A 26,109-nucleotide genomic window follows, 5' to 3' on the forward strand; every position below is an offset into this window, starting at 1 on the left:
CACATATGTAGCATAAGGAAAGAACATCATGGAGCGAACGAATAAAACATCATTTAAAAACTTGCTATTAGCAATACTGATGACAAGACTACTAGTACCAACTGCGCATGCAGGTGGGCCAATGTGGACGTTTACCCCACGAACAGCAACTACAGTTGCAGTACCACCTGGCACAACCGATAGTGTCCAGTACACCGTGACTAATCAATCATCTCGGCCAAAAAAGTTAATGCTATTACCAACTTCCGGCTTAAGCCAGGGTGGTGATTGTAATTTAGCGCCCAAAGGTAGTGCAGGCAGTAGTTGTATATTAACCATTAACATTAATGGTAGCAACATCCCCGCAGGCGGAATCCAAAGTGGCCCGAAGATATGTCAAGCCAATGCCAATGGCAGTGCCAATCCGAATCAATGTTATCAGCCATCTAAAGCCAATGCATTGCATATTGTCAAACTACCTAATTTAACCATAGGCCAACCATTTCAGGGTGGGGTTGTGGCCTGCCTTAATGGGGGTAAAAATAATCTAATAGCAGCAACGGTTGATAATAATAACGGTAACACCATCATATGGGGTATTTTTGCAACAACCGGCGCAACCAGTACAACCGATGGGGCTACCAATACACAAACCATCGTTGATTGTTTAACGAATGGTGCAGGCGCTTGTGCTGGCGGTATTGATGTTAATACCTACGCTGCAGGCATATGCTCTACTTACGAAGTCGATGACCAAGGCAACACACCCTGTGTATCCGGAAACACCTGTTATGATGATTGGTTCTTGCCGGCCTCACCAGCTGTAGGTGGTATTCCATCAAGCCCAACATCTCAGCTAGACTGTTTGTGGTTTAATAGAGCTGCCATTGGCGGTTTTGCCAATGTCGTCTACTGGAGTTCTACCGAGCTCAATGCGAACTTCGCTCGGCTCCAGGACTTCTTCAATGGCGCCCGGTTCGGCGGCAGTAAGGACTTAGTCAACCGAGTTCGATGTGTCCGGGCTTTTACCCCTTAACCCCTTAACCCCTTAACCCCTTTCTTGAGGCAGAGAAGCTGCCTCAAGATTTTTATTTTGCGATAGATTGGATTTAGATGTATGGCACTTTATACTGCCATACCATAAGGGGTCGGACCATAATAATTATTTAATTAAGTGGCTGAAAATCCTTGTGTCGACAGTTCGATTCTGTCTTTGGCCACCATTTTTATGGGTCTTTATCTAAGGAGTCGGTAAATTAGAAGAAATGGAGGTGACTTTTTTGTTGGTAAAGTAGACTTTATATACAAAATCCTGAGGGGTTGATTGATAGGTCCATACTTCTGTCAAATAAGGCGTCGACCCATACCTCACCCCAGCATCATTATAGAGCGCCTGAGAGGTACTCATCACTTTTTTCCCTTCGGGTTCACCACATTTTTGTATCACTATATCCTGAGTATCACCTTCATACACTAGCTGACCATTGCAGCGAAAAGCCATGCACATGTGGCTTTTTAGTAACAAAAGAATCAGTATGATTATTTTTTTCATGAAACAGTCTGTTTTAATTTTATTCTTGTTTAGTATAGTTTAGATTAAGATGGGTATCAAAAATCTTTCCATATGGTGCATTTTAGTCAAGATTGGCCTAAAGATTTAGCTGCTTGGTTTGGATTTTTGTGATCTCGATACTGACAAAAGAACGGCTTTTGAGCAAAATTTGTGTGTTAGCCAGGGCGATAAACATATCGCCCTATTTTTTAGACAACGCTTGTTTTTCAAAGCCTAGTATCGATTTACTCTGCTATTTCAGAAAAGGAAATCGATTAAATTCCACCAATAAATTTTACTGTAGCATACGGCCCTTGAAAGCCAAAATCTGTTTGGTTATTACCAGAACCCAGGTGTTGTGCATTAAAATAATTTATCCACATCCATCCTAAATCAAATATGAAATCACCCTGATAAAGAGCCCAGTTATATTTGATACCAGCCTTTGCTTCAAGTTCAGGAACAATGGCTGTTCTGGACCCACGAAGCAACTGTATCACGTTGTTGCCAATCGCTGTGACGTTACCCGTGTATTCGCCATCACCAACTAATATGGCCCCAGCAAAATTACTATACACGGAAAAGTCATAACCCAGATCATAGGACATATCAAGACCGGCCCTAGGCCCAAAACCATTGAATTTTAGATCAACCATCGGGCGAAAATTGCCAACGGTCGCTGTTATGTCGGTTTCGATGCTTGCAAACTGAAAGCCACCATGGTAACGAATATTTTTCAATTCGCCGTAATCAACATGTTGGCCTAGCTCGATATTAAGCGCGGAGTATTTTGGTTCCCAATTAATCGTAATTCCCGAAAACACGACATTTCTAAACTGGGTGGTCTTTTTAAAGTAGGTCCAATTAAGATTAATATCGTTGCCATTATTGAAATGGTATGAGCCTTCTAAGCGAAAACCAAAATCCCAATCCAGATCAACATCTTGACCAACCAGGACATTGTTGACGATAGTATCTCCAAAATATCCAAAGTCACCATTATAAGCCGGCTTAACATACAAACCTTGAATACCAACGTCTATCGCCGTAAACTCACAAGGCACCGATACATTTTCTGGGCTACAAGTATACGATCCGCCAGCAAAAAGCGAACTACTTCCTAACACAACTATCGAAATGGTTAACCGCTTGAAATTAATCATGCAAAACTCCTTATTAATCCTTTGGTGTGAAGTATTTCAAATATTCACACTAACCAACCTGCGCCCTTTTCATTATCAGAAGCAACGAAGTACGCAAGTATCTATAGATAGCTATAGTAAGTCAAGCATTGTGCTCAGGAATATTTGAACCTCCCAGATTATGTTTCACTTCATTCGGGCTATGCGTGCTTTATGTCGTAGAAATGCTTTAATAATTTCCTATAGCAAGTTATCTTGGGTATTTGACTATCATTTACAAAAAGGAATCTGTTATGAAAGGCCTATTATTATCCAACATTTCAGTTCAATTGCTGTTATTTTTGTCATTGTTAATATCCAATCCGAGTCATGCTAGGGAGCCAATCATATGTGAGGTGGTCAACTAAATTTTCACACCCCAGTTAAGCAGCTTTTTCCATCCGGCCCCAATATCGTTTTTCAAACTGATTGGGACTGACCTATCCAATCGTAGAATGCAATCTATGACTGTTATAAAACATCACAATATAATCCAAAATATCCTGCCGGGCTTCTTCTCTAGTTTGATAGTGTCGCCATCGTGTTCGCTCTTCTTTCAAGCGGCAAAAGAAGCTTTCCGCAACACTATTATCCCAACAATCACCTTTGCGATTCATGCTGCCAAAAAAATCCGTTCTGTTCTAGTAACTTCCGATACTCGTTGCTAGCATATTGAGAGCCGCGATCGGAATGCGCAATTAACCCTGAAGAAGGTCTTCTTTGCCACATAGCCATATGAAAATCCACTTGCCGCAGCTATTTTAATTACCCATTCTTTTAATTGTTTTCGCGCAGGAGAACCGTCAGGCATCTGCCGTCGCCATTTTTAAGATTTCTTTCTCCATAGTAAGACGTTTTACTTCTTCTCGTAGATGTCGAATTTCAGTCTGTTCGGCAGTCAATTGGCCATTGCCTCGAAATGGTTCTGATTCGGCTTCTTCTGATTCTTTGATCCATCGCCCAAGTAAATAAGGCTTTAACCCTAAGCTCTTGGCGGCCTCTGTTATTTTGTACCCGTGTTGCGTAACAAGACCAATTGCATCAAGCTTGAACTCTTTTGTATATTTTTTTTAGTTTTCACTATTACCTCCAGTTAAGTTATTATCGCTTAACTGGGGTGTGAAGATCCATTAGACCACATCATCTTCAATGGCCTTATCATCTTTATCCATCATGTCATCCCTATCACAAAAGATTTTATGTATTAAAGCGTAGACCAATTATCAGTGGCATTACAAATGGAGATTCTATAGACTAAAAAAATACGGACTTTGGATGCCTCCATGAATAAACCCATGTTATCTGTTTTTGGATTGGCTATGTTTAATGTGGCCGCCGTGTTGAGCTTGCGCGGCTTACCCATGATGGCAGATACTGGCATGCAAATGATATTTTATCTAACCTTTTCCTCATTTTTATTTTTATTGCCATGCGCCTTAGTGTCAGCTGAGCTGGCCACAGGTTGGCCTTTCGCAGGTGGGGTTTATCGTTGGGTCAAAGAAGCCTTTGGCGGTCTTTGGGGATTTATCGCCATTTGGATGCAATGGGTGCAAAACGTAATCTGGTACCCTGTCATTTTGGCATTTGCTGCCAGTGCATTTGCCTATGCTGTTGGTGATCCCGAGTTATCCAACAACAATATCTACTCAGCTGTCTTTATCATTGTTGCCTATTGGTTATCAACGTGGATTACCTTATTTGGTATGCACTACGTTGAGAAAATTACCTCCTACGCTGTATTATTGGGAACTGTTGTACCTGTGATTTTTTTATTGATATTAAGTTTTGCTTGGATAATGCTTGGCAATCCAGTTTATATCGATACACACCAATCCATAATTCCTGACTTCTCTCAATTTTCCAATGTGTCATTTTTAGCAGGGATCGTGTTGTTATTTGCAGGAATCGAGGTTGGCGCTGTGCATGTTAAAAATATGGCAAATCCTAGACGACAATACCCACAAGCCATCTTTCTGGCGTTGCTTATTATCATTACTATTTTTTCTTTAGGATCCTTTGCTGTCGCTATGATTGTCCCAAAATCGGAAATTAGTTTAACAGCAGGGATATTACAAACGTTCGATCAAGAATTAATTAAGTTTCAGTTGCATGGGTTATTACCCCTGCTAGGAGCATTGATTGCTTTTGGGGCTCTCGGTGGCGTGTTGGCATGGATTTCGGGGCCAAGCAAAGGGTTGCTGGCTACAGCTGCCGAAGGAGAAATTCCTCCCTTTTTAGCGTATGTTAATAAAAATGGGGTGCCAACTAATATGTTATTAGTTCAAGGCGTCATTGTCACATTACTCGCCTCCTTGTATCTGGTAATGCAAAATGTCAACATCGCATTTTTCTTGCTTTCCGCCATGACGATTGCGCTCTATTTAGTTGTTTATTTTCTGATATTCCTATCTGCCTTAAGACTTCGCTACAGCCAACCTCATGTCATACGCACTTATCGTGTACCAGGCGGTATGCCAGGCATGTGGTTTATTTGCCTCGTTGGTATATCCTCAGTGACATTTGCCTTTATTTTGGCATTTTTCCCACCCACTTCGTTAAATGTCACCCGTCCCTCAACCTATATCGCCGTCGTATCGGGTGGATTTATCATTTTTTCAGTGATACCAATCATTATCCATGCTATGAAGAAACCCAATTGGAAAAGGCAAATCGAATAAGCGATGAATTAGGGCTGATTTATTTTTATTTGCTCTGCTTATATTTTGTGCTATTATTTACTACATTATTTCACTCCTCTCTAGAAATTTATGAAAAGAAATCCCTCAGCAAATGATCCATCTCAGAAAAGAAAAATACCTTTTAATTTAAAGTTAATTCCCGTTGGCAGTGGCAATCCTGGAATCCTGGAGATGATTAATATTATCATGACGAGAGAACATCCTAGAGGTGACTATTCAGGAATGAATATTTTCGGTGAACATGTTTCAACTCTTTTAGTTGATGAGACCGCCGTGAAACTAATGATTAAAAGCGTGTCATGCGGAAATGACTTTGACAGAACAAGAGTGTTAGATTATCCAAATACTGATATTTTCTTATTATGTTTTTCAGTAACCGACCAAAACGCATTTAGAGAGATTGAGTCTAAATGGATCCGTGAAGTACAACATTATTGTCCTGATGCGACACTTGTTCTAGTTGGAACGAATACTCACTTTAGAGATAATCCATCTGTAAACAATCAAATGTTTAAAGCAAACAGTTTTGTTAGCAACCAACAAGCCCTTCAATATGCTCAGTCAAAAGGCATGCTTTACCTTGAATGCTCATTTTCAGCTGATAATCCTAATTATTCAGCCGTTTCGCATATGTTGAAAGAAGCTATTTTAGAATACAAAAATGGCCCAACCATTACCCCCAAACCTCCTAGTATTAGTAGCAGTTGTGCCATCATGTAAGCTTTTAACTGCAAGAAAATACTCAAGAGATCAGCCTTCTTGTGTTGGGTGTTTTTGATATGATACTAGGTAACGTCCCTGAAGTTTTTTTACACACTATCAGGACCATCCTCATAACCCGCTTTAACCGATTCTGTCAAGATCTTAGCAGCAAATGGCACGCCGCAAACAGCCAATCCTAAAAGGTTAACGACGATACCCATCGTGGGAGGATGGTTAAATTTCAATTCTCCGTGTTTGGGCCCACTATCATCCCACAGAGCCTTATCGATAACATATGATTTGCTTTCAGCGGCAGTAATTAAAGGGGCTGCAACCAACCCTATACTAACTCCTCGCAAACTTTTAAAAAACTCATAGCATTCTCCCATCAAATCAAGAATCAGTTAAACCAACCTGAAAAATAAGAGTCTATAGAAGTTAAATAGAGACCATTTATTGTTCAAAAGCCGGCTCAAGACACTATAATTAAGAATAGTGAGACTCATCAATACAGTATAAAAGCGATATTCTGGCTTAAGTGAATGGGCTATCAAGCTAGGGGCTAATGCTCTTGATTACCAACATCTACCGCATTAATCGATTCGAGTAATTGATAGTAAGGAACCGGTGGATATACCATGGTAATGCAATGAAGGGAGCCCTCTCCCTCATTAGACAAAGACGATGAATTAGCTGTTGTAACCACAAACCCTAGATTGCGATATATTGAAATCGCTTTTTTATCCGACTTTCCCCCAAAAATTGGTACAACAATTTGATTATCCAACTGGATAGAATTAATGTAGGTCTCATAGTAATTATCTGGGCGTGGAAGTTTTGTTATATTAAACCCTTCCTGTTTTAAGGTATCCGCATACTCATCCAGATCAGTAATAATCGTTGATTCATTAATAAAGCGCGCATGTTCATCGATATGACCTATTCCCTTTAGATGAGGCAGCCGTATTAGTTTTTTGCAGCCAAATTTCTTTGAAAAGACCGAATCAGGAATGATCCTGTGACTATCATTATTTACGATCATACAAACACCCAGGTGATTCGTTTGAAGATTGCCTCCCTCAAAATAAAAATAATTTGAAATAACGTTATCACTGAAATGGTGGGTAAACTCTAATCCGGGCTTGATGTCTTTATAATAGAGGGACGATAGGAGTCCTAACTGGCCAGACTCATCGACAAGCGGAATTGGAAACGCATCTCGCGCCCAAAATCCATTATTGGCATTGTTTAACTTAATGATTCGCATACGATCTTTCGGAACGACATCTGAGTATATCTTGTAGAGTTTATCTATCTCATTTTTTGAGGAAGACTCGGTAATCAATACTAATATTGCATCCTCACCAAGTGCTTTCGCTATTTCAAGTTTTGCATCTTTGGAATTAAACGAAAAGTTAGAGGTCATTATCAAATAACCTGGTTTTTCATAATCACTAAAGGGTCTAACATGGATATTAGGTTGGTGAGGGGGTATTTTGTTGGATAGCGCTTGTTTTCTATTGTATGCAGCTATCTGCTTTTTTTGTTCGCGGGTTAGATCATGTTTTAGGTTGGTGGAATCAGCATATGCACTAATGCCATATAAAACAGACAATACAAGTATGACTTTTTTTAGAATTGATTTTGACTTCATATTATCATCCCTTATATTATTTCATACAAACATCCCTGTGTTTATCATATAGGATTTAAAATGACTTTTCCCGTGTTTAAATAAGGAAAATGTACCACATCAAACTCGCTAATCAGGGCTCAGTAATATTTTTGTGTCACCCCCCCCCCCCCCTTGTTTCTGTCATGCATCCCGTTATTTTCATATAATCATAGACACTTCTCTCTTGTCTGATAAAGTGTCATAATCAATATTGAATATAGCTTTACTCTTTAATATTCAAATGATCGTTCGAACCGGGTTGAATTTCTCGCATATTATTGGTCAAAATACATTAGTAATAGGTATACACGTGAAACACATATCAATATTTATTCTAACACTGCTGACATGCTTCAAAACACATGCTACTCAGATCCCTTTTAAATTACCACCCGAGTTAATGACAAAATATGGTGTGATCGCCCCTTTATGTTTTAACCGATTTACTGAATTATCTGACAAAAAAGACTCGATAAACTTAAAAACGGATTCCTGCATTCAATATCATCAAACATATAATAGATATGCGCTTGAAAACGGGTTTATCGGTTATAATATCGACACGGATCAACCTGGCATGAAGCTCCCTTATATTTTCTACCGGTATATTGGAAAATTAACACGAAATGGTAAGCCTGAGTATGTTTTTCTAATTTCCTGGAGTGGCGGCGGCACAGGTTCTTTTACTGAGCTACTTACCATGACTTTAGATAACGATATTTTAAAATCAAGCAAAACCATTGCCTCAGGTGATCGGTGCAATGGTGGCATTATAGACGCATTGGTAAAAAATAACCTGATTTTGTATAAAACCAATATGACACCACAATCCTTATATGAGGTAAACAATAAAAATGTGGAAGTTAATCAACAAGCGCTTTTACCTGATTGCGCAGTCTGTTGCATTGGCAGTTTTCACTATGCTGACTACAAACTCATTGGTATCCAGTTCAATGGATTATTGCTTGATACGACTGTAAACGAAAAAAAGCTCGCCTGCTTTAACCAACTGGCTATCAAGTATGGGGCTAAAATGAAATCTTTGTTAACTGTAAAACAAATAATGCAACTACAGTCCGATATTGATGCCAATTGTTTCAAGAAATAAGAAGCAGTTATGAACACTCTATTTCATCTGGCTTTCCCGGTACATGATTTCACACTGGCCAAACAATTTTACCAGCAAAAACTTGGTTTCAATGTTGGTCGTGAATCGAATAGCGCTGTTATTTTTGAGTTTAATAATCATCAAATTGTTGCGCATAAAATAGATAGTCCATTGCCAGAACAAATAGGGATTTACCCCCGTCATTTTGGCCTGATTTTTCTTGATAAGCGTGATTTTGATAAGTTTATTTTTCACATAAATAAACACAATGTCGCATTTGAGATCCCTTTAAAAACAAGATTCATAAACACAGCTATAGAGCACCAAAGCTTCTTTCTAAAAGACCCAAGCAACAATTTACTTGAATTTAAATATTATACAAATCAAAGCGCTATCTTCGGAGAGCGCGACTATGGAAAAGTAGGTGAAACAAGCTGACTTTTAAAGTTTGAAATTTGAAACAACACCAGAAGTTGAATATGCAAACTAATTCAATTAAGGCTTGGTATACTTGGATGATTGGTCATTGCTTGTTTGTATTCCCTCCATTCGCTATTGATAGCGATTGCCGCCCATGTATGAATTGACCATTTCCTAGACCCCGCAATAGTTAGGCATATGTCGATTGAGTCCCTGAAATTAGTGGTGAAATATAGCTTCACGTGTTGGTAGACTCGGCTGCTTGTTATCTGATACTATTGAAAACATGCTATTAAGTGATAGTGCTGAACTTTCTAAACTATCAGATTGAGAGGATTGCTTAAGCAACAGCTTATCTAATATCTGTTGGAAATAGTATTTTGCATAAACAAATTTTGCCAAATCATAAAGCTTAATATTACTATCATGATTATCATCATCAAGATATCTATCAACTAAATCAATTAGCGTTTCTTCCAACCCTTTCACAACCCTTTGCAACTCGTTTGCGTCCCTTAATGCACTGAAATGATAAGTTACCATTTTTCCCTCTTTCGTATTGAACGAATTAGTAATCCCAGCAATCTCATACAACACGTCTATTTTTTCATAAGGAAATAATGCATTTAAGGCAGAAGGATGGGACAATAAAGAATTCAAACCGGAAGCCTCCATCGCCATTTTTGTCAACGTCTTCTCCTCCTTTGTGGCGAGAAGGACTTGGAGGATTTCTCGATGCTTAGCGCGCCGATTATCAACTGCAAGATTGAATTTGCCATTGGGGGAAGCGTGCCTGTCTACATAAGACTTTAATGTTTCACTTTTAACGTGCGAACCCGATTTATTAACCGGTATCGATAGCATCTTTAGCCCCGACACGGTTTGAGATAAGTTGGTGGTGATCCCTTTTTTACAAACAGGCCACAAACGCGCAATCCCTTGGGTATATTTAGCAATCTCAGGCGGAACATAATTTACCGGTTGATTTTGATAAAGAGTAAACAATGAGTCACCTAACTTAAGTGCTTCTTTCATCACTAAAAATGCTTCCGTCCCACAAGAAACAAAATCAGACTGTCGTTGATAGTCAACATTCGTAATAGTCGCGTGCGTGATGCCCAGTTCATTTAGGCATTTCTCTAATTCCTGCTGCAATGTTTTGGCATATATCGTCCCCGTAGCCCCTAAGGAATCAAGTAGGATATATTCATTATTTTTAGCAATAATCGGTGTTTTATGAGGTAAGCCACCATTTTTTATGATAACCCCATAAATGGTATCCTTGGGAGCAATGGTAATCATCACGACTAAGTCTGAATAGTGGTTAAGGACATAAACAGGGTATGAGCCACTTGATTTACCTTTATAATAATCGTGAAGCAAATACATCCCTTTCGTCGATAACTTATCATCATCGGCCATTAAATCATCAATATTGCTGAACTTCACCAACAACCTCACTATTCTCGATAACCAAAATACTGTAGAAAATTCTAAAGATAAACGGGAGCATATCAGGAATACCTTAAGACAAACTTAATAATAGAAAAAACGGTATTTATATTTTATACCAGACATTATTAAAAAATTAGATTGAGCTATCAATATTCAATAGGATTTTCACCGCAAGTTTTTTTTGCATTAGAGCAGAAGATAGCTCTAAGAAGGCGATTATATTCAATAAACACTTCATGAGACGATCCCTCAATATCCTGAATACGATAAATTAGAGCACAATAGGCAGCATCCATGCTGGTTTGTATGTAGGCTTGCTAGGCTGTTTAGGCCATAAAGCTTCTTGCCGCACATATTAATCCATTTTACACGCTTCCCTCAGATTTCCACAATATGCCTCCGGTGAATGTGAGCAGGCCATTATTCCAGTCAAAATCCATAAAAAAATATCTTAAGCAAGTAAAGAATATGTAAACATATGTGCATATTGATATTATTTATATCTATGTAAATTATAATTAATCAATTAGTTTAGTATTTAATACTTAAGTGATATAGATCGGGGGTATAATGTTTAATTTTTTAAAAAAAATGTTTCGTTGGCTTTTAAAACAATACTCCGAGTTTAATGAATGGATTCGGCCTTATTTCGTCTATTACAGAGATGAGCATAAAAACAAAACAAACTTTATTCTAACCGATAACTCAACCATTCAAAGCAGCAAAAAAAGCCATAGTAATCAAATAAGTACCCGCCTGCCTTCAACCAAATCTTCAGTTATGGATATTGCCAGTTCTACTGAAACGAAAGCAAAGCAAGAGAATACTCATGTATTTATTGGCGCAGGACCCGCAAATTTAGATCGGGCGTTGAAAATTAGAAAACAAGATCCTAATGCCAAGCTTATTTTCCTTGATAAGCGGGTATCGCCTTCTGGTGAATTAGATAGGGCTCAAGCACGAGCTAACATCTTTCGATTTCCTCTGAGCGAACGGGATAAAATTATCCAAAATGCCTTTAATAAAGAAGAATTTGCCAAAGCATTTAATAGTCTATCGACAGAGCGGAATTTTTCGGAAGACTCCGGGTTTCAGTATGGTGATACAAAAGTATTCGGGAATGAACGCTTTACACAAATACAAATTCGGGATTTGCAACAGTTATACTTAAATGATCTAAAGAAAAGTGGCAATGTTACGTTCGTTGATGCTGATGTTGATATTAATTCATTTTATCAAGTCAATACACATAGCAATCTTCGTGATACTGTTTTATCACCTTTAAACCAAGAAATCTGCGATCTTGAACATCAAATTCAAATTTCTAGAGACGATAACAGTGAAAAAGGTCAATTTGATAAAGCGTCTAAACTAAGCCGTTTAGATTATTTGCAAAAAAGCGTTCAATTATTGATGTCAGTCAAAAATGGTGCAAATATCACCTATCATAATGCCGCGGGGGCACTGAAAGAAGGCCCACAAGGAAAAGGTACCACGCCTGATACCCTTATCTATCGCCCCATGAGTGAGCAACCAAAAAACACGTCTATCCCCTCCATTGATCTCTCATCCATGCCAGTCACAGCCATGCATGGCACAGCCACGTTTTCGTTTAAAAATAGTCGTATTCAACCTAAAGATCTCAGTGATAAAACAGTTAGCCTAGATAAAACAAACTGGCAATCTGAATTAGCTAAGCATGGTTGGAATTTAGCTAGACCTCCACGAGTTAGGCTGTTTTATGCTAATGATACCCTTTATGTGGGTACGGAAATCCCAGCCAGTTATGCAAAGCAAGTTGATAAGAATGGTCGGCCTAACGAACTTTATAAACAAATGCAGATTGATTATACGCGAACCATTGCTAAACTGATGTTGCCTCAGTTTAGCAATGACATAGAACGCTTACCTGCTAATAAGTCCGGGGTTAATGCACCGAGCTTTTTCTTAACGAATCGGGGTGAAACAGGACTAGCAATGAATCAGACTGACAAGGGTTCAGCCATATTTAACCATGGCGATAGGCGTTACTTACCCCACTATCAAACAGGGAGTGGGTTTTTAACAGCGACCTTACAAAATGACGCCTATGCTAATATTTATAGCAAACATAATTTTAATGCCTTATTTCAGTGGGCAAAGACAGAAGGACTTATTAATAAAGATTACCAGTCTGTTGCTAAGGAGTATGCGAAGGCGATAGGTGTAAATGTCAATCAACCAAATTTTATCAATCACCTCAGTTCAAAGCAAAAACAAGATATGCTCAATCTATTTCAAGGTGATTTATATACCAATGTCACACGAGATATATTATCGGCAAATAAAGAAAAAGTAGATAAGTACTTTACCCAAGTCCAAAAACAGGCCTTGACTATGCTTTGTCACAACAAGCAATTTAATGACCTAATAGATTTTTTTAAGTCAACAAATTCAACCCCAGCCCTTAAAAATATGCCAGCCATTCAGCATGACATAGCGCACGGTCCTTATAACGATAACATCAAGGTTATGATGATTATGGAAATGGTTAAACAAGGTTCGGATGCATTTTTACTGCAGGTGATTCCCAGAATGGTGAATGTTGATTTGTCGGAAATGAACTTGCAAAATCCCAAAGATATGAATCGATTACACCAGCTTCGTGATTCAATCACAAGAGACTATATGAAATATATTGATACGAACGAGCTTATGAAGGATCTTGCTCCACATGTTAAAAAGGAATTGTTTGTTGCGTTGGCTGCAAATCCCAACAATCCCGCTAAAGCTCAGGTTTGTGTGGCAAACCTACTGGGGGTGTCACCCAGTGATAAGCAAATGTTTTCTCAATTAAGAAATCAAATCTTGGAACAACATCCAAAAAGTACGAGTTCGGATGCTGTGAGAAGACAAGAAAGCACGTCGAAAATGCTACAACGAATGCCAACTCCTCCAAAACCACAGCCCAATTGTCATTCAAGAAATAAAGATTCAAAGGAAAACCAATCCATTCAATCTCACTCAAATTTATCACCAGAAGGAGCAAAAACTTACCAAACTCCGACACCATGCCGCACTGTGCCGAATCCTTATTCTAAATAGAGGAGAAAAGAGAAATAAAGGAGATCTTTTAATCCTGAACAAGTTATAAAATAAATCTATAGAGCCCACAATTACTTGAACCTATCATGAAAGTCGATGTTTACAATACGGAAGAAGACGTCGGTAACGTTATCGGTGACTTGAACCGCTGTCGTGGCATGATTTCTGGCCAAGAGTCCAGTGCAGCAGGCATTCGCATTAAAGCGGAAGGTCCTCTTTCAGAAATGTTTGGATACATAAGTACACTGCCAACGCTTAATTATACGTGTCACTGATTAATCAATTTATTTCAAAGTTTCTTACTCAGTTTAAAGTCGTAATCGTCGATCCTAGGATCAATAATTTCCAAGCTATTCGCTGTTATGAAAAAGCGGGCTTTACGAAGACAACATTTAGTCAAGATCCAAATCACTTTATCATGATAAAATCATTGGTCTAAGCCTTTTAATTAAGTGGAGATAACAAAAATATGAATCTAATCAAAATTCGTCTCCTTACCATAAAAGATATAGCCCCATTGGTAGATACATTCGCAAGACATAATTGGCCTAAACCGAAATCAACATTTGAATCGTATTTTCATGAACAAACTGAAAATGAGAGGATCATATGGCTGGCTTTTTATGAGAACCAATTGGCTGGTTATGCCACTTTAAAATGGGAATCCCTTTACCAACCATTCAGAGAAAAAAAAATTCCTGAAATTATGGACTTAAATGTTCTTCCTCCATATCGAAACAAAGGGATTGGGTCACAACTTTTGGAAATGGCTGAACAATTGGCCGCCACGCGCAGTGAGATTGTTGGCTTGGGTGTTGGACTATATCGTGATTATGGAAATGCACAAAAATTATATATTAATAAGGGGTACTCACCTGATGGGCGCGGTCTAACTTATCAATATCAAGCTGTTAATCCAGGTAGCAACGTTCCAGTAGATGATGATTTAGTTTTATGGTTCACAAAAAAACTGAAACCATCAGCAAAATTTGATATACCAGAATTCCAAGATTATAAGTCTTTAGGCGATAAGACCAAATATCAGATCAAATTTGTTGATGTAATAGATGCTGAAACTGAAAGCAGAATGACCTATGGTCTTATTGATTATGAAGCAAATCACGGTATCGATGTCAATTATCATCGGTTTTCAGTGGTTATCTCTGATGAAAATGAAGTAATTTTTGGAGTAATAAATGCTTATACAGCGTATGCAGAAATCTATGTCGATGATATCTGGGTGGACAGTGCCTACCGTGGCAAAGGATTTGGTAAGAAGTTATTATTTGCACTTGAAAATCATTTTAAAGGCCAGGGGTTTAATAATATCAATTTAGTGACAAGTGCTTTTCAAGCGCCAGATTTCTATAAGAAGTGTGGCTATACAGCAGAGTTCACCAGACTAAATAAGAAAAACCCAAAATTAAGTAAGACTTTTTTCGTTAAATTTTTTAACGAAGATTCAGAGACAAAAGGGATTCTAAAGGCAAGATCCTCATGAATAAATTTATTTGCAATTGTTGAAATTCAGCATTTATCCAAAAGAAACTAACCAATGTTTATTCCATCGTGATGGCTAAATAAAGTCGTTTAACGATGTGTGGGCATTTGCCTGGGCATATCAAGGGCTTTTCTTCGTGGTGGGTAATTCACTTTCATTGCCTGAATCATGGGGTGTCTTTGAGGAAACATCAAAAAATCGAAACCTGGATTGCTTTGGTGTCACAGGCTGTTCTTTAGACTCAATCAACGGAGACAGATTTTTTTGCTTTTGTGACAATGTATTATAAATATCCTCTAATGAGTCAAAAGTCGTATCACCAATTGACAACTTCCCGCTATCAACATGAATGGGAAAAGACTGGAGATTCTCTTGTGCATCCAGAAAAGATAGATAATACGCTTTGCTTGCTTCATCAAAAAACAAAATCAAACTATTCTCAGTTTGGCTTAATAATAATGCCTCTGCGCTTTCAGGACTTTCGACCGTACTTTGAAAGCCTGGGATTAACTGAATGCAATCTTGTTTGCCCTTTTTAATCTCATTTGCGCGAATAAATTCTTGTTGCCCTCTTGGTAGTAATCTGAAGAAAACAAGCTTGTCATTGTTTGGGCAAGATTGATAACTTTCATATATAAACTCATTCCAGTAGCGTTGCAACTCGTTTTCCTCATAATCCAGGCCTCTATCATGGTGAAAATTGTAAGCTTTTATTTCAAGTTGGCTGTAAAATTTTTTGCTATTTTTTGCAAGATTAAGATAATCCGCAATCACTCCTCGAGCATATTGCTTGGCATCAAAATTGTTATTCAGTCGTTTCAAATCGTTTTCAAATAATTTTGCTAAAATCATTTTTTGATTTGCATCATCAATTGTTTTAAAGAGATACCCTTCACAATCTACCTCTTCAAGCGCTGTTAATAGTTTAGTTGTATTGACTCCCCCATATAATGCCAAGATTTCTTCAAAGGCTGGCGAATGATTCGCTTGACTAATAAGAATTTTTAGGTGTACCTTTTCCGACTCCTCTAGGTTTTTAACATCCTGCACGCCACGTAAGAAATCGACTTGCTTTTCATTAAGAAAAAATAATTTTGAACCATATAGTAGTTGATCAAGGGATAGCCTATTGCTAGGATTAAATGCAGTCCCTTTCTCAAATAGACTGATAAAAAAATCAGCTTGATACTTGGCAATAACATAGTGAAATTTTTCGAAATGATTTTTAAGGTTATGTAACATCGCATGATGTAATTCACCTTTTAAATAAGCTTCACCATAATTATCCACAATCTTCTTTAGATCATTTTTAGATACAATCCTTGCCAGCAAATCATTTTCGGGGTCAAGCTTATCGATTGCCAAATAAGCTTGCTCTTTAAACTCGCTAGGGCTTAAGCTGTCTTTTTTAACCCCCAACAAGTCAAATGCGCTAAATAGCATTCCATCTAATACAGCAATTTCTTCATATTGGGTTCGCTCAAAACCATCACCAAGAAACATAGCGAGCATACACAAGGTTGCTGAAAACACATCTGACTTTTCATTTGCATAATAATTGCCTGACAATTTCTCAGGCGCGCAATAGGCAGGTGTCCCAATAGGATTTAAATCATCTCCTGTGAATCTACTCAATCCAAAATCAAAGATATTAATTCTTAAAAGCTTATCGACGACTTGATAACATGTATTCTGAGGCTTTAAATCATGATGAATAATATCCTGTTCATGAATCCATCTAAGTGATTTTAAAAATCCATGAAAAGCATAAGCTTTTGATTTATAGGGTAATGTTTTATGGTTCATGTCTTGGATAATATTTTCATAGAGCTCTAACCCTAGATTTGGCATGACTAGGTAGCCTTTTTCAATATCAAAAAACACATCTGGATAGACGCGTTTTGTAAACTCACACTCTTGTCTGAATTTAGCTCGTTCCTCTTTATCGTTTAATCTGACTTGCTTAATTACCCAACCCGTTTCTTTCGATTGTGTTTTTTCTTCTAAATATATTTTTTCATATTCAGTAACAACGCCAAATTTACCTCGCCCCAACTCTTCCTTTTCCACCAAAATAGTATGCTTTCCAGTATATTTTTTCGATGCTCGAATAAAGACAGGGGGAGAAAAATAAATTGTTTCATTCTCATATTGAATTTCAGAATAATGTCGATTAGGTGCAACCGAAGAAATAGCGGCATTTAAAAAATGCCTATCTTGAATAGTAATTTCAGAAACTGCGTCAGAATCATACGCGCGATTGCTAATTTTAATTAACACGCCTAACACCAATTGCTTCATTATATTCAAATTATGGACTATAAAAGCGATTGTTGTTTGTTATAAATTAAAAATGAAATATTTGCCATTCATTATTGGTGAATTAAGCCTTAGCTTGGTAATATAAATACGTTCGTTGTCTCATTGCACCAAAGCGATGAATGGGAATAACCAATAATTGGATCATCGATGAGAGTTTTGCTGATAGTCTTTAGTTGTTTCGTATCATTTCAATTAGGGGCCAAACCGCTTGCACCGGTCTTTGATGGTTTAGGCCAGGCGTACTTCAAAGCGGATACGCAAAATAAAGAAGCACAGACCTATTTTAATCAAGGCATGGTCTTATTCTATGGGTTTGATTATGGGGAATCGACTCGCTCGTTTCAAGCATCAACAAAAGCTGATCCAAACTGTGTCAGATGCTATATTGGTTTGGCCTTGAGCATGGGCTCTGCCACCAATCTCTTTTTAAAAGGGGACGAACCTCAAAAGGCTTTAAAAATACTGGAAAAAGCCGACTCCCTTAAACCTAAAAACCCTATTGATTTAGGTCTTATTCAAGCACTAAAACGACGATATCAACTTAGCCAAACACCATCACATGCGTCAAATGGTCATCATTGCGCTTTCCTTGAAGTGAGCCTGCCTGCAGAAAATAATCTTGCCTTTGCAAACGCCCTACATAATCTGTCCCTTCAGCATCCGGATAATACGACCATCCAAACGCTATTCGCATACAGTGTCTTTGCCGTTGAGAATTGGGACTTTTATGACAACTTATTAGACATAAAACCCTATGCTTTGATGATGAAACAATCCCTTGAAAAGGTATTAGCAATAGAGCCCAACCATCCTGGGGCCATCCATTATTATATTCACCTGATGGAATGGTCAAGGCACCCAGAACAAGCCGTTAAATTTGCCAACAAACTTCCAGAGCTTACCCCAATGGCTGAACATTTGGTCCATATGCCAACTCACATTATGATAAGAATGGGTGAGTACCAGCAGGCGGTGGACTTGAATCAAAAAGCCGTCGCTGTTTCAGACAAATACGAATCATTATGCCGAAAACAGGGTTTTAAACCTGAAGTTAACTTACTAAACCAGCATAATCTCGATTATTTGTTATATTCAGCCACTCTGAATGCCAATGGCGATATTGCCTACCAAGCTGCGCTAAAATTAAAAAATATCACCCCGTTTAATTGGTTGATGAAAGTACCATCCCTTCAACGTTTTCACGCAGAGTTAATGCTCGTTATCGCTCATTTTGGTATGTGGGATGCGTTAACGAGCATTCCGGAACCAGGAATCCAATACCCCTATTTGAAGGCGATATGGTCTTATGCGCAGGCCCTTCATGCGATGCAGATAAATGATAAAGCCTCGGCAAAACGGTACATCCGCTTATTCCACCAAGCTGCCCAAGCAAACAACCAAGATACCGACACGAAAGATGCATTTGAAAACAACCTCAAGATAGCCAAAAACATCCTTCTTGCCCATCAAGCAGACATGAATGGCAATGCTGACAAAAGCATTTATTTTTGGCATCAGGCTGTTGCGACTGAAAAAGCAGGGGGTGATCCACCATCATGGCTGTTCCCTGCCAGCCAAGGGTTAGGGTTTGCATTTCTAAGCGCTGGAAAATATCAACAGGCAATCGCAACATTTCAAAGTGATTTGAAAATCCATCCGCATAATATCTGGTCATTGACAGGGATTAAGCAGGCTTATCAAGCGATGGGTGACAAACAAAATGTCGCTTCCTATCAAAGAAAAATAGAGGAACTTAAAGCTGGCACCTTACCAAAACATTCGGATGTCTTATCTTCAACAATGCGTTGACCCTGCACTTAAAACCCTTTCCTCCTCATTCTTTTAGAATGAGGAAGGTAGGGTTCGAATGGTAAATTATCAGCCTAGCTCAGGCAAGGTTATCATACTAGGCTGTTCAGACAATAAACGTCACTAATGTTGGCTTCCGATTGGTGCTCAGGATTACCACTTAAGACTCGGTTTCTATTCATCTTCTATCAATGGCCTGGATTGAATCGCTTGATAAACAATCGCTGGTGATTGCATAGAGGCGATATGCTCAAGATACTCTATTTTATTCAATGTTACCTGACACGGTAACTCCGCGCGTAGCGCTTTGTTTAATACCTTCTCATAACGGGCAATATCGTGCGGTTTTTCGTTGAACTCTAGAAGACTGATATGGGATATAAAGCTTTGCGTTGGTTTCCCAGTTTTCTGATCAAGCCCACTGGTTTGTACTGTTGGTAAACGTTCATTTCGCAGAGTCACCAAGCTATCGCGCAATTGATCAACCTCATCGTTTTTAAATTCCAACACGATACTTTGACCAAGGACCCTAACATGACTCAAAGCAACAACAATATCTGATTGTTTTTCAATGTCATCGATCATTTGAGCGGCAGTGTTATCTTGCTCGCTGTTCATTTGTTTCATATGCAGCATAGTCACGTGAAAATCGTGTGGATTTACCTCAGTAACGTTGCCGTCATTTAACTGTTTGGCTAATAACAATTGGAGTTTCGAAATATCCTCAACGCCCTGGTTATTAAGTCTTAGCGCAAAAAACCGAGTAACCGTTGCCGGTTTACCACCCACTTTACGGTCATACATAGCATCTCCTACTGCTGTTTATCAATGAGTATAGCAAGCAGAACAAGCCAATATTGTGCCTTTGCTAGCTGACCATTTCTATATGCTGACAGCCTGTGATTCTCTCAGTTGTGATTCCATTTGACTAATCTTATCGGTGCATAACGCACAAAATTGATTAATCGCCGATGCTTCAGAATCGCACGAGGGCTGCCGCTTTTTCAGCTTATCAACTAATTTATGCATCGCCTTTATTGCATTCTCATCATCAATAACCGGCGCTACCGTTTCACGTGCCATTAATTGATTATCAGCTTCTGATAAAGGCATGCCGAATTGGGTTTTCAGAAAAGAATTGAACATGGGATTTTTCTCAAAAGCTGCTTCTTCAGAACCATACCAGTTTGTGAGAGCTTGTTTAAATTCCTCGAGTTGCTTTGAATCAATAAACTGACTGATTTCCTCAGGCAATGATTTCCCTAAATGAAATTTAGGATCCCAATTATTTTTCTGATAGAAAGCCCGCATTCCATCGATAAATTGATTGAAGCCAGGGGCTAATGGATGGGTGACATATTCAACGATAAGCACATGATGTCCTGGTTTTTCGGGACAAGTTGACAACCCCCCCGATGTTCCTTTGATGTATCTAACATAAGTAGCATAGGTCACAGGTAGAAGATGATCCTCGGAATTATTCATTTTCTGTTGTAGCCGCTCACCTTCCGATAATATGCTATCAAGGATTTCGCCGGCTTTATCATCAGGCACCGATAGCTGAAAACTCACTAAGTTTAAAGATTTTGGAAAAGAACGTTGATAATGCATCATATTATTAGCGGTTGCGACTTTGTCTTTTTCACCTCGCTGTGCAGCAACGATAACGGCTGTTAGTGCTAAATACGCTTCAAGAATAAGGTGCAAATCGGTTCTTAATAAAAGCGTTTGTACTTCATCACCTATTTGTACTCCTATCTCAGAAGCAAGATCTTCGACGGTATAATCATGGACATCGCGGTGTTCTGTGATTTTATCTGAGGTTCTTTGCCAACGACGCACTTGGATATTAGGCACCAACGCGTCATCAATTTGTCTTACCCCATACAAGGGCGTAATCATCGCAGTGAAATATTCACTCTGAAGCCATTCTGACAGGTGCTCACGAAGATCCGCTAAGCGGGTAAAGTGATCCACTTTTTCTCTGAGCTTAAACTGAGGAACTGTTTTTAATCGTGCTGATAAAACGATTCCTGTTAGTCCCAAGTTGGCACCTTTCAATGTATCAAAATCCTCATTGGATTTATTCAGCTTAACGATGGTTCCATCCGGTTTAAGAATGGTTAACTGAGTCACCAAACCCGCTAAGGTGGGTTGATCTTTTCCTGTCCCTTGGCATCCGTTTAAAATTGCGCCCACCCCACTGACTTTATTGATCATCGTCGCCGTTCCAAGCGAGCGTTTATGCTTGCCCAAAAACTGTTGGAGTTTACTGATTTGTATTCCCGCTGGAATCTCAACTTCCTCGCCATCAGCAACTATTTTTAATTTATTTTTTTGATAGTCCGGGGGAAAGCGAAAGATAATATCACCCGCTGAACTAGCGTTAGCAGTGAAAGACTCATTATAACGCTCAGTAGGCTGACAAAATATATCCTTAAAAAACCGAACCACAGGGCAAGTGGTGGTGTCTTTCCAACCCGCAACCCCACTCCTTGTTAATAGTTGTTCACAATTCGCTTGGACCTCATTGATAACCTGAGTGGCTCTTTTTGCTTGTTTGGCTGATTTTATTTCTATCACAACGGAAGAAGGCGACTCAACCGTTCCCATAAAATTTTCCCAATTGACAATTTCAGCTTGAATACCATGCTTCTTTAGGTTAGCAACAATTGCTTTTTTAGCATCGAGTTTACTTAATTCCATTGCGTTACATCTCCGTGTAATGACATCTGAGATTATCCTATCGGAATTCAGCGAAATTTAAAAGTCATCGTAGATATCATGTTAACCGCTTGGCCATTTCCTACCGGGTAATGGGATTTTCCTGATAAAAACATCGACTTAATTCATGATATTGTCAATATAAAATACTTTCCATTTGTGTATAAAGCGATAAATAAACCATTTGAAACGACACTAGATTTAACTGTAACCTTCACTAGCAAAAAAAATACGCTTGATAAACATAGGAAATAAACATCCATGATATATTTTAGTCGATATAAGCAAGATTGAATAACAAATTATATTTTTTACCTTTATTGAAGAAATCATTTGCATTTTAGTCAAAAGTAGGTTTAATCTGGAAGTGGTTTATATGGAAAAGGAGATCATCATGGCTAAAAATGTTGCCTTAAATAATGGAACTTCCCAAACAAAGCGTGCTGCATCAGAGCTGAGTCCACAGTTTTTTCCTCCGCAAAAAAATCAAAAAATAGCAGAATCACCGCCGGAAAATCCGGAAAAAACCCCTACGTTGGAAAAACAGCAACCTGTTCAAGAGATTAAAGTGCAAACCACGGTTGAGTATTTATTAGCAGCGATACTCCAAACATTAGAAACGCGTAATAAAATTGAGTTAATGAAACTGCAAATTCAAGCTGAACAAGAGAAAATGGAATCAGAATTGGCTCAGAAAATGGAAGAGGCAGATAATGCGCGTTTCGAAGAAATTAAACCTTCTATGTATATTTAATTTAATTGAATTTCGTTGACCATTTCTTTAACCAATTAACAGCATGGTTGTTAATTGGTTTTTTATTTTCTTAAAGACTGTGGCAACACGAAATTGCACCTTCTATAAGCCAGGGTATGCTGCGTGTGCCTGATTCAAAATGCGAGGGATTTTACCCAGATTCCGCACCCTAAAATGATAGTTTACTTTTAATTCAACATAAATAAAAATAAAACCCTAATTCAATCTTGCTGTAGACCTATTCCCCTCTTCCTCCGCTTTATGCGGAGGATCCAGGGACAACGGACTATCGTTACTATTAAAAACACCTCAGTTCTTGGATCCTCCTCATAAAGCGGAGGGCGACGTTCATGGTTTTTTGCTATGGTTTCATAACCGAAATGATTTCATAAATAAATCCTGGTTCCTAGTGCGGAATAACGGATTTAATCCTCATGCTTAGGAATGTCCCTACTGACAATAATTCTTTTCACTTAATTGATGAGGCTCATCCATCTCTTGTTTAGCTGGTTGTTTCGATTTGTCCGTTTTTCTTTTATTTAGAAAAGAATTTTTATTTAAGGTGGATGTTACATCGCTACTCGCATCTTGGTAATACAAATCTTTACGATATTTTTCAAGGCCTTCACTTTCTGAGTGATCATACAAGCCTTGTAAATTTTCTTTATAATTTTTATCAATGACGCTTGAACCGTTAATCGTTGCATAGGGTGTCACAAACATAACATACTGATTTCCCACTGTCTCAGCAGCATGATGGATTAGCTCTAACGTGACATTGTGCGGATACATCTCATGACCAAAATCTTTTAGGCAGTTTAAAACCCTAACACTATCATCGACAAACCAAAAATCAATTTTGTCGCTACTAAACTTAGAAGCGCAACGGTGAGTTTGATAATAAAGAATGCTCCCTTTGGTTGTATCTGCGACGTAGCCAGGGAATTTGCTATAGATCCTGTTTCTATCATTATTATTGGTGTATTGGTAGGAATCTGTACCAACTTTCGAGACAAGTTCACCTTGTTCATTGTAGCTCATAAAGCGACTCATATCATCGAATACTGTATTCGCATATTTGTTCATTTTGTCATCGCGTGGGCGCAGAGGGTGTGCGGCTGACAAGGTTGTCTTGTCGATACTGAATTTAGTCGTTGAGTTTCCATGTTGTTGTAAATGTCTCCTCTGAACCTCATCTTGAATGATTTCCACCGCTTTACAAATCGATAACGATACGAGTTGAGGAATGTCTTGAACGCTTGCATTTTTCCAATCTTGCGCTAAAGACTGCCTTAATGATCCATCGAGAAAAATAACCTCATCATATTGGCCTTGTGATAATCTGTCACAAATTTTGTTGATTAAAGCATCGTTTGCTTGGATGATTATGTCGGCAATTACCTGGGGATTATCGAGTTTTTTATCGATAGTATCTTGCTGGTGTATTTTTCTTCCAAGAATTGATTCAATGGAATTCAACTCACCCTCTAATGTCTCAATTTTATTAACACTGGATGGGCTCTCTTTTATTAACCGTTCTATTTCCTGTTTTATAAATAGTGCAGACAACTCAAGCTTGGAAGTGAAAAAAAGTGGATTAAAAACACAACCATCCGCATCGAGGGAAATAATTATCTTTTTACCAGACATAAATAAACCAAATGGAACCATATATAATCAGACCGTCCAATTATAAATTATGTTTATTAAGATTTTATTAACTTAGTACATTAGCCAAGGGCTTGTTCTTTGTACCGGACAAAAACTCATATCTAAGACGTGCCCGTGCCCAGCCCGTGCCCGGTTTTTAATGGGCAGAAATCACTTTATTCGGTGATCTGCTTCAAGATAAAAGTTTATCTTTTAATTCTTCAAAATCCGGCACGGGCACGCTCACGGGCTCGTATTAGACCAGAATCGCCTGAAAGACCGCTAATGAAGGCAACCAATGTTCATGGCATCATTAAAACAGGTTCGACTATCAATAGGATGGAAATCACAGGTATTCCAGAAAAAAGTTTACCCAAAACCCAACCATCACAACAAATTAAACCGGTGGAGGTTGTTGTTGAAGCGAGTTGGAATAATAAATTGGAAGAACCCGCGAAAAGTGGCAGTGATGCAAGCGTTTTGGCAGTTACCCAAAAGAGTCTTAATTCAACTGGCAGATATTGACATGTCCGCAGATACCAAAAAAGCATTTATGAAGGGCTTATATGGCTAGCCCATGGACGATGTTATTGTCGCTGTCAGCAAAGAAAATGCCAAGACTTTGTGGCGATGATTAAGGCCTTCACAACGTTAATTCAAACCTAATTTGATCTAGGGACGTCATCTTCTTTAGGATTGCTATTTTTTAGCCGCTCCAACCAGGCACTTCGCCTTTTTTCACCCATGTCTGGTTCTTTAATAACATAATGCAATATATATAACCCATTGGGCGTTTTTAACACTTTTTGAATCTCATTTTGCCGCATGCTGCTTGGCTCATAAATCCGAAATTCGAAGATAACTTGGTCTGGGCTAGCGTAAAGAACATGAACGTCTGGATTGAGTCCCACCTTTTTTAATTTATGCTCGATGGTTAGCATAAACGCTTGCGGTGTGACCCCCTCAGGGACATTAGCAATATATTGACTCGTTATTAATTCACCCCAATTGCTCAGACTATCGCCATCGGGGATATACTCAATCGTGGTAAAGGCTTCATTTTTCTTCCCCCACGCCATTTTCCATAGCCTCTCATCAAACTGTATGTTTAATTGCTCATCTTGAGGCCAGTTGATCTGAGACGGGGTGATTTGATGTTTATCCGTTGTGCAATACGATTCCCCTTGATAACTAAAATACTCAACACAATCCGGATTATTAACACCATCTAATTTGACAGCCGACTTAGGAAGACCCTCCGCATACCCATTAGTTAGCAGGATAACTGTTAAGCAAACCATTGCTATTTTTCTCATAACCATGCCTCTTTGATTGAAACAATGTTCCATTCAATTCATGGAATCCATCACACCTCGAGGGAATATCCCTAGATACAGTATAACCGACTATTGCAAAATAATTTTTGTGCAAAGTTCTGCAATAAAAAGAAGCTGATGCAAGACAGTGAAGATCATGGTATCCATGATATCAATA

At 38.5% G+C, this 26,109-nt stretch carries 20 protein-coding genes and 2 pseudogenes; 11 read left to right on the plus strand and 11 right to left on the minus strand.

Annotated elements, in window-relative coordinates; translation table 11 throughout:
• Positions 1-28 precede the first annotated feature (28 nt).
• Positions 29-1,015: a hypothetical protein gene (locus AB3348_RS03145; protein WP_367606093.1), complete on the plus strand. Its 987-nt coding sequence runs from the start codon at positions 29-31 to the stop codon at positions 1,013-1,015.
• 204 nt (positions 1,016-1,219) lie between these two features.
• Here AB3348_RS03145 and AB3348_RS03150 read toward each other — a convergent pair whose 3' ends face one another.
• The 3 genes and pseudogenes from AB3348_RS03150 to AB3348_RS03160 form a co-directional block, all read right to left on the minus strand.
• Positions 1,220-1,531, minus strand: coding sequence for a DUF2845 domain-containing protein (locus tag AB3348_RS03150; protein ID WP_367606094.1), 312 nt, complete (start codon positions 1,529-1,531; stop codon positions 1,220-1,222).
• A 275-nt stretch (positions 1,532-1,806) separates the two neighbouring features.
• The gene (locus AB3348_RS03155) at positions 1,807-2,694 is read right to left on the minus strand and encodes an Lpg1974 family pore-forming outer membrane protein (protein ID WP_367606095.1); all 888 of its coding nucleotides are present in this window, start codon (positions 2,692-2,694) and stop codon (positions 1,807-1,809) included.
• Between the two features lie 458 nt (positions 2,695-3,152).
• Positions 3,153-3,782: pseudogene (locus AB3348_RS03160) on the minus strand (transposase); the annotation flags it as partial.
• A gap of 213 nt (positions 3,783-3,995) precedes the next feature.
• Here AB3348_RS03160 and AB3348_RS03165 point away from each other — a divergent pair.
• A complete protein-coding gene (locus AB3348_RS03165) occupies positions 3,996-5,390 on the plus strand; it encodes an amino acid permease (protein ID WP_367606096.1) in 1,395 nt (464 codons plus the stop codon).
• 90 nt (positions 5,391-5,480) lie between these two features.
• A complete protein-coding gene (locus AB3348_RS03170) occupies positions 5,481-6,131 on the plus strand; it encodes a hypothetical protein (protein ID WP_367606097.1) in 651 nt (216 codons plus the stop codon).
• Positions 6,132-6,220: 89 nt separating this feature from the next.
• Here the strand turns inward: AB3348_RS03170 and AB3348_RS03175 are convergent, their stop codons facing one another.
• Both AB3348_RS03175 and AB3348_RS03180 read right to left on the minus strand, forming a co-directional pair.
• On the minus strand, positions 6,221-6,502 hold the full coding sequence (locus tag AB3348_RS03175) for a hypothetical protein (protein ID WP_367606098.1): 282 nt from the start codon (positions 6,500-6,502) through the stop codon (positions 6,221-6,223).
• A gap of 173 nt (positions 6,503-6,675) precedes the next feature.
• The gene (locus AB3348_RS03180; protein ID WP_367606099.1) at positions 6,676-7,767 is read right to left on the minus strand and encodes an agmatine deiminase family protein; all 1,092 of its coding nucleotides are present in this window, start codon (positions 7,765-7,767) and stop codon (positions 6,676-6,678) included.
• Between the two features lie 331 nt (positions 7,768-8,098).
• Here AB3348_RS03180 and AB3348_RS03185 point away from each other — a divergent pair, with 331 nt between their 5' ends.
• Complete coding sequence (locus AB3348_RS03185) at positions 8,099-8,896, plus strand: hypothetical protein (protein WP_367606100.1); 798 nt, start codon at positions 8,099-8,101, stop codon at positions 8,894-8,896.
• Between the two features lie 9 nt (positions 8,897-8,905).
• Positions 8,906-9,334, plus strand: coding sequence for a VOC family protein (locus AB3348_RS03190; RefSeq protein WP_367606101.1), 429 nt, complete (start codon positions 8,906-8,908; stop codon positions 9,332-9,334).
• 201 nt (positions 9,335-9,535) lie between these two features.
• Here AB3348_RS03190 and AB3348_RS03195 read toward each other — a convergent pair whose 3' ends face one another.
• Positions 9,536-10,765: a hypothetical protein gene (locus tag AB3348_RS03195; RefSeq protein ID WP_367606102.1), complete on the minus strand. Its 1,230-nt coding sequence runs from the start codon at positions 10,763-10,765 to the stop codon at positions 9,536-9,538.
• A gap of 597 nt (positions 10,766-11,362) precedes the next feature.
• Between AB3348_RS03195 and AB3348_RS03200 the strand changes: the two genes are divergently transcribed.
• The 3 genes and pseudogenes from AB3348_RS03200 (at position 11,363) to AB3348_RS03210 (ending at position 15,356) form a co-directional block, all read left to right on the plus strand.
• The gene (locus AB3348_RS03200) at positions 11,363-13,855 is read left to right on the plus strand and encodes a hypothetical protein (protein ID WP_367606104.1); all 2,493 of its coding nucleotides are present in this window, start codon (positions 11,363-11,365) and stop codon (positions 13,853-13,855) included.
• Between the two features lie 65 nt (positions 13,856-13,920).
• Positions 13,921-14,112 (plus strand): annotated as a pseudogene (locus AB3348_RS03205) (hypothetical protein); the annotation flags it as partial.
• Positions 14,113-14,324: 212 nt separating this feature from the next.
• Positions 14,325-15,356 carry a GNAT family N-acetyltransferase gene (locus AB3348_RS03210; protein WP_367606105.1) on the plus strand — a complete coding sequence of 344 codons (1,032 nt, stop codon included), beginning with the start codon at positions 14,325-14,327 and terminating at the stop codon, positions 15,354-15,356.
• A gap of 120 nt (positions 15,357-15,476) precedes the next feature.
• On the opposite strand, the gene AB3348_RS03215 is transcribed toward AB3348_RS03210, so the two are convergent.
• Positions 15,477-17,657: a protein kinase gene (locus AB3348_RS03215; RefSeq protein WP_367606106.1), complete on the minus strand. Its 2,181-nt coding sequence runs from the start codon at positions 17,655-17,657 to the stop codon at positions 15,477-15,479.
• Positions 17,658-17,825: 168 nt separating this feature from the next.
• Here AB3348_RS03215 and AB3348_RS03220 point away from each other — a divergent pair, with 168 nt between their 5' ends.
• On the plus strand, positions 17,826-19,487 hold the full coding sequence (locus AB3348_RS03220) for a hypothetical protein (protein ID WP_367606107.1): 1,662 nt from the start codon (positions 17,826-17,828) through the stop codon (positions 19,485-19,487).
• 174 nt (positions 19,488-19,661) lie between these two features.
• Here AB3348_RS03220 and AB3348_RS03225 read toward each other — a convergent pair whose 3' ends face one another.
• Both AB3348_RS03225 and AB3348_RS03230 read right to left on the minus strand, forming a co-directional pair.
• Positions 19,662-20,291 carry a hypothetical protein gene (locus AB3348_RS03225; protein ID WP_367606108.1) on the minus strand — a complete coding sequence of 210 codons (630 nt, stop codon included), beginning with the start codon at positions 20,289-20,291 and terminating at the stop codon, positions 19,662-19,664.
• Positions 20,292-20,369: 78 nt separating this feature from the next.
• Positions 20,370-22,193 (minus strand): hypothetical protein, encoded by a 1,824-nt coding sequence (locus tag AB3348_RS03230; protein ID WP_367606109.1) that lies wholly within the window; start codon positions 22,191-22,193, stop codon positions 20,370-20,372.
• A 412-nt stretch (positions 22,194-22,605) separates the two neighbouring features.
• Between AB3348_RS03230 and AB3348_RS03235 the strand changes: the two genes are divergently transcribed.
• Positions 22,606-22,965, plus strand: a complete 360-nt coding sequence (locus AB3348_RS03235; protein WP_367606110.1) for a hypothetical protein — start codon at positions 22,606-22,608, stop codon at positions 22,963-22,965.
• Between the two features lie 450 nt (positions 22,966-23,415).
• Here AB3348_RS03235 and AB3348_RS03240 read toward each other — a convergent pair whose 3' ends face one another.
• Complete coding sequence (locus AB3348_RS03240) at positions 23,416-24,615, minus strand: hypothetical protein (protein WP_367606111.1); 1,200 nt, start codon at positions 24,613-24,615, stop codon at positions 23,416-23,418.
• Positions 24,616-24,900: 285 nt separating this feature from the next.
• Between AB3348_RS03240 and AB3348_RS03245 the strand changes: the two genes are divergently transcribed.
• On the plus strand, positions 24,901-25,140 hold the full coding sequence (locus AB3348_RS03245; protein WP_367606112.1) for a hypothetical protein: 240 nt from the start codon (positions 24,901-24,903) through the stop codon (positions 25,138-25,140).
• A 137-nt stretch (positions 25,141-25,277) separates the two neighbouring features.
• Here AB3348_RS03245 and AB3348_RS03250 read toward each other — a convergent pair whose 3' ends face one another.
• Positions 25,278-25,931 carry a hypothetical protein gene (locus AB3348_RS03250; RefSeq protein WP_367606113.1) on the minus strand — a complete coding sequence of 218 codons (654 nt, stop codon included), beginning with the start codon at positions 25,929-25,931 and terminating at the stop codon, positions 25,278-25,280.
• Between the last annotated feature and the right edge of the window lie 178 nt (positions 25,932-26,109).

It is taken from the genome of Legionella sp. W05-934-2 (assembly GCF_964199965.1).
Classification (GTDB): Bacteria; Pseudomonadota; Gammaproteobacteria; order Legionellales; family Legionellaceae; genus JAFIFT01.

What these genes read in the sequence shown, in the direction of transcription:
- AB3348_RS03145 (WP_367606093.1), top strand. Translation starts at nt 29, where the DNA reads ATGGAGCGAACGAATAAAACATCATTTAAAAACTTGCTATTAGCAATA.
- AB3348_RS03150 (WP_367606094.1), bottom strand. Translation starts at nt 1,531, where the DNA reads ATGAAAAAAATAATCATACTGATTCTTTTGTTACTAAAAAGCCACATG.
- AB3348_RS03155 (WP_367606095.1), bottom strand. Translation starts at nt 2,694, where the DNA reads ATGATTAATTTCAAGCGGTTAACCATTTCGATAGTTGTGTTAGGAAGT.
- AB3348_RS03165 (WP_367606096.1), top strand. Translation starts at nt 3,996, where the DNA reads ATGAATAAACCCATGTTATCTGTTTTTGGATTGGCTATGTTTAATGTG.
- AB3348_RS03170 (WP_367606097.1), top strand. Translation starts at nt 5,481, where the DNA reads ATGAAAAGAAATCCCTCAGCAAATGATCCATCTCAGAAAAGAAAAATA.
- AB3348_RS03175 (WP_367606098.1), bottom strand. Translation starts at nt 6,502, where the DNA reads ATGGGAGAATGCTATGAGTTTTTTAAAAGTTTGCGAGGAGTTAGTATA.
- AB3348_RS03180 (WP_367606099.1), bottom strand. Translation starts at nt 7,767, where the DNA reads ATGAAGTCAAAATCAATTCTAAAAAAAGTCATACTTGTATTGTCTGTT.
- AB3348_RS03190 (WP_367606101.1), top strand. Translation starts at nt 8,906, where the DNA reads ATGAACACTCTATTTCATCTGGCTTTCCCGGTACATGATTTCACACTG.
- AB3348_RS03200 (WP_367606104.1), top strand. Translation starts at nt 11,363, where the DNA reads ATGTTTCGTTGGCTTTTAAAACAATACTCCGAGTTTAATGAATGGATT.
- AB3348_RS03210 (WP_367606105.1), top strand. Translation starts at nt 14,325, where the DNA reads ATGAATCTAATCAAAATTCGTCTCCTTACCATAAAAGATATAGCCCCA.
- AB3348_RS03215 (WP_367606106.1), bottom strand. Translation starts at nt 17,657, where the DNA reads ATGAAGCAATTGGTGTTAGGCGTGTTAATTAAAATTAGCAATCGCGCG.
- AB3348_RS03220 (WP_367606107.1), top strand. Translation starts at nt 17,826, where the DNA reads ATGAGAGTTTTGCTGATAGTCTTTAGTTGTTTCGTATCATTTCAATTA.
- AB3348_RS03225 (WP_367606108.1), bottom strand. Translation starts at nt 20,291, where the DNA reads ATGTATGACCGTAAAGTGGGTGGTAAACCGGCAACGGTTACTCGGTTT.
- AB3348_RS03230 (WP_367606109.1), bottom strand. Translation starts at nt 22,193, where the DNA reads ATGGAATTAAGTAAACTCGATGCTAAAAAAGCAATTGTTGCTAACCTA.
- AB3348_RS03235 (WP_367606110.1), top strand. Translation starts at nt 22,606, where the DNA reads ATGGCTAAAAATGTTGCCTTAAATAATGGAACTTCCCAAACAAAGCGT.
- AB3348_RS03240 (WP_367606111.1), bottom strand. Translation starts at nt 24,615, where the DNA reads ATGTCTGGTAAAAAGATAATTATTTCCCTCGATGCGGATGGTTGTGTT.
- AB3348_RS03245 (WP_367606112.1), top strand. Translation starts at nt 24,901, where the DNA reads ATGAAGGCAACCAATGTTCATGGCATCATTAAAACAGGTTCGACTATC.
- AB3348_RS03250 (WP_367606113.1), bottom strand. Translation starts at nt 25,931, where the DNA reads ATGAGAAAAATAGCAATGGTTTGCTTAACAGTTATCCTGCTAACTAAT.